2 protein-coding genes are annotated in these 3,034 nt (G+C 46.0%); both read right to left on the minus strand.

Annotation, left to right across the window (positions count from 1 at the left end):
- Positions 1-665 precede the first annotated feature (665 nt).
- Positions 666-1,787 (minus strand): hypothetical protein, encoded by a 1,122-nt coding sequence (locus tag AC1DUA_RS32795; protein ID WP_477503716.1) that lies wholly within the window; start codon positions 1,785-1,787, stop codon positions 666-668.
- 194 nt (positions 1,788-1,981) lie between these two features.
- Complete coding sequence (gene hutG / locus AC1DUA_RS32800) at positions 1,982-2,950, minus strand: formimidoylglutamase (RefSeq protein ID WP_477503717.1); 969 nt, start codon at positions 2,948-2,950, stop codon at positions 1,982-1,984.
- Positions 2,951-3,034: the final 84 nt, after the last annotated feature.

Genomic DNA, 3,034 nt, shown 5'->3' on the forward strand with positions numbered 1-3,034 from the left:
AAAGTGGCAGTGGTGCGTGAAATGGATGTGTGTTGAGRAGTTAACGATGTTAGACATCGTTAACGGAGGTTTGATAARCAAATTAGCTACTGTARGWRTGTTTTTCAGCGTTAAAGTGGCAGTGGTGCGTGAAATRGATGTGTGTTGAGRAGTTAACGATGTTAGACATCGTTAAYGGAGGYTTGATRMRCAAATTAGCTACTRTAAGTATGTTTTTCAGCGTTAAAGTGGCAGTGGTGCGTGAAGTGGATRTGTRTTGAGAAGTTAACGATGTTAGACATCGTTAACGGAGGTTTGATAAGCAAATTAGCTACTGTAAGTATGTTTTTCAGCGTTAAAGTGACAGTGGTGGATGAAATGAATGTGTGCAAAGGTACAGAAGCTGGTTAACGCCGATTACTCCTGCTATTTTCCGAAATCGATTCGAATTTAACCAATTAACTGGAATTTCTACAGCTAAATTCGCTTAATCCACCCGATTTCGGGTAGCTGCCAACAATTTAGCTGGAGCTTCTACCGCTAATTCATTCCCTGCCACCATGCAGCATAGATTAACTGTAGTTTTTCAGACTGTTGAGAAAGTGGCCTTTTTTAATTTTGAAGTAAAATGTGTCATTTCTTGATTCAAAAGTTGGCTCTCAGATCGTTTTAAATCAATTTTTCTTTTAATAGGAGAGATCCACCACATTAAAATCAAACTGACGGAAACTGCATACATCCGCCCCGACAGAAGGTTTCTGGAGAACTGCCAGAGGTTTGGCAGGGGCTAGCTCACTTGGTGAATAACCCTTAAGAAACCATTGCTTTGTCGTATTATTAAGAGTTGAAATGTGATTCATAAAGCTTCTCGTCAGCTCTAGGTCATTGATTTCAAGATCCTGTTGGATCGATTGCAGCAGAAAGCCCGGTGTTGCTCCATTGCGAATAAGATCTGTGCAATTTTCTACGATAAAGTCAGCCTCTTCATACGAAATCGTGTAGTTTTTGCGAATAAAGTCCACAAACGCTTTGTGTGCCGGCGTCCGATCCACAAAATCTTGCTCACCAGCAGCTAGAAGCTGCTCTTTGGTGAATGGGTACAGGGAGAGACTCAAGCGGGACTCCTGCTCCTGCTGCACTTGTTTCGGATTGTTCAAAAGGACGTTATGATAGCCCCTGGAGTCCGGTACGATTTGCATATAGAAGAGAATCGAATCCACTATGACATTTAAGTATTCATACCGATACAACTTCGTCCCCATATAGCTCTCAACGAGGTCAAGCAGCTCTTCCGTACTCAGATGACCATAGTAATACAATAGGCCGTTCGTGAGCTTAATCCATTCCGCATTTCTTTGAAACTTCTCGCGGAAGTATTTGTAATCCAGCTTCTGAAAGCTTTCACGCACTTCCTGAGGCATGGCTACGGCAGGTTTCCCGTTGTGCATGCCAGCGAAAAGCAGTCCCCGCTCCATAAAATAAGAAATCTGATCTAGATCAATCATTGAACGAGGGGAAACACCGCCGCGCCCAGCAATTTGCTTCATAATTTGATAGCGTGTGTCATCGAATTTAAAAAATAAACTTGGCAGCGCGTTAGGAATGTGCTCCACCAGTGCCATAGCTAAATCCTGTTTTTTTAATGTGCTTACACCTTTAATCTCCAAATTAGTCCGAATCTCCGTAAGATCGCCTTTCGTTAATCGAACAAGACAGTCAGCGAGTGAAAGCGGAATTGTAAGCTCGGGTCCAAACTCCTCCCCTACATAAGCCTCATTCTGATTTTTGGCGCTCTTGCGCTTGTCCATTTTCTTCATCCTTTCCGAAAAGAAAAACAACTTCAACTTTTAATGACATCCTACCATTGTACAGTTTATATAGCGTTTGGGATAGAGTTTCCCACTAGTTTCCATAAAAGTTAACGAAATAGCCATAAAAAAGGCACCTGCCAACCTATTGGCAAGTGCCTTGCAAAGCCTTATTAAATCCTTATAAAGTCGAGTTAAACCGGTCGCATGGCCACTCCCGCGAAGAAGCTGAGCATGAACTGCACCGCAAGGCGCGAGGTCACATTCCGCACGTCGACGGTCGGGTCAATGCAGACAAAATCCAACCCCTGCACCTTCGGAAGCGCTCCTAAGCGATGCAGGGCATCCATGGCGTCCCATGGGTGCATGCCGCCAGTACCGATTGCAGGACAACCCGGTGCGTAAGCCTGGTCGATCACATCTACATCAAAGCTTACGTACAGTATATCCGTATCCTTTCCAGCAAGCTCAATCGCCTCATCAAGTACAGCATCAATCCCCATGCGTCTTACATCCCGTGAGGTGTATACGTGCACACCTTTGCTTATTACATAGTCATGATATGGCTTAGAGTTCATAAACCCCCGAATTCCGATTTGCACGATGTTAGGCCCGTGAACCACACCCGACTCCAGGATGCCGCGAAACGGCGTACCGTTGGTCACACCACCATCCTCGAAGTTACGCACATCATGGTGTGCATCAAAATGGATGATGCCCACCTTCTCGCCGGGGTAGCGGTCAGCAAAGGCTTTGAGCGACGGACAGCTCGTTGAATGATCGCCGCCAACAATAATCGGAATCAGATTAGGCTGCTCCTTGTACAGAGCCCGAAGACTCTGCTCGATACGCCGATGGCATTCCGCGATGTCAGTCACATGCATCTGGATATCGCCGAGGTCACGGACAGCCAAATCCTGCAAATCGACCCCATATTCCATCGAATAGGTCGTAAATGACTTGAATGCCGCACGAATCGCGGCAGGGGTCGTCGAAGCGCCTGAATGCGAGATCGACGACTTGGATAAAGGGACGCCGACGATCCCTGCGAGAAGCTTCTCGTGACCGTCCCATGGACGAATCCACCCAGCTACTTTGGTTTCCATATGATCACGGAATGCAGCTTGATCGGGTGATGCCAAAAAAGGAATCTCGTGGCTCATACGACTTCCACCTCCCCTTCAGTTCCCGTCACAAGCATGCGTTTCCATACGACCATTTTCCCGTTTTTCATCACACCATACGTG

The sequence above is a fragment of the Paenibacillus sp. 01T422 genome (assembly GCF_056398785.1).

Bases quoted from the DNA above. Each gene is read 5' to 3' on its own strand.
- AC1DUA_RS32795 (WP_477503716.1), bottom strand. From the start codon at position 1,787: ATGGACAAGCGCAAGAGCGCCAAAAATCAGAATGAGGCTTATGTAGGG.
- hutG (WP_477503717.1), bottom strand. From the start codon at position 2,950: ATGAGCCACGAGATTCCTTTTTTGGCATCACCCGATCAAGCTGCATTC.